Genomic DNA, 1,045 nt, shown 5'->3' with positions numbered 1-1,045 from the left:
TTTTTATAAAATAAAAAATTGATTGCATTATAGAGAGAGAGAAGGTTGCTGGGCATTGAAAAACATGGGGAAAGTCATTGTGTTATCCACTGGGTTATTAATCGCTGGTTTAAGCAGCGGGGGGACCATCCCGTTCACACCAATCGGTATCGAGCATGCCGATGCTGCCAGTCTTGTTCGAATTAGTAAAACATCGTTTCAAACAACAGCCAATTTAAGATTACGATCAGGGGCCAGCACAAAATACAAATCCATTCTGACAATTCCTAAAGGAAAAGTCGTGTATGCCACCGAGAAAAACGGGAGTTATTACAAAGTTTCCTATACATACAAATCCCAAGGTAAAAATAGGACGAAAGTTGGTTGGATTAGCGGCAGTTATGTAAAGGAATACAATCTATATACAAAAACAAGCGGGACCTATTATTATACAAACAAAACAGCCAAGCTTTATTCTAGTCCAAATACGAAGAAAAAAGTGATTGCCAGCCTTGCTAGTGCAAACCGAGTATACTCAACACAAAAGGTAATCAACAGTATCGGTCAAACTTGGTATCGGGTAACCTATAAAGGAAAATCGGTGTACATATATAGCGGGGATGTCAGTAAATCTTCACCTGTAACAAGTACTAAAGAACCTTCCGTAACTACAACGGCAGAAACAACTTATCTTATTACAGGGGATGTGAACTTTCGGCAGGCAGGTGAAGGCACGAAAGTTTTAGCTGTGATTCCAAAAGGAACGACGGTTATCTTGAAGGGAAAACAAAATGATGACTGGTATCAAGTTACCTACCAAGGAAAAGCTGGGTATGTTTCAAAAAGCTATGTAAAGGCATATGTAAAATCAAATGATTATAGGTTTATTGATTTACGTACCAAGTCAACGGTAACAGCGAAAAAAATTAATGATTATATCGCCGCCAATGTTGAAAAGATGAATAAACCTAGTGTGCTGCTTAATAAGGGACAAGCATTTATTGATGCAGGTAACAAGTACGGCGTCAATGCCCTTTACCTGGCTGCTCATGCCATTCACGAAAGT

At 38.9% G+C, this 1,045-nt stretch carries 1 protein-coding gene; it reads left to right on the top strand.

All coding sequences use genetic code 11. From position 1 onward, the window contains the following. Positions 1-64 precede the first annotated feature (64 nt). Positions 65-1,045 (top strand): SH3 domain-containing protein (locus V7659_RS31230; protein WP_335543870.1); only part of this gene is annotated, 981 nt, incomplete at its 3' end.

This window comes from Neobacillus drentensis (genome assembly GCF_036966985.1).
GTDB lineage: Bacteria > Bacillota > Bacilli > Bacillales > Cytobacillaceae > Neobacillus > Neobacillus drentensis_E.
The sequence above is the reverse complement of the archived record's forward strand: the minus strand, read 5'-3'. Positions and strand labels throughout refer to the sequence as shown.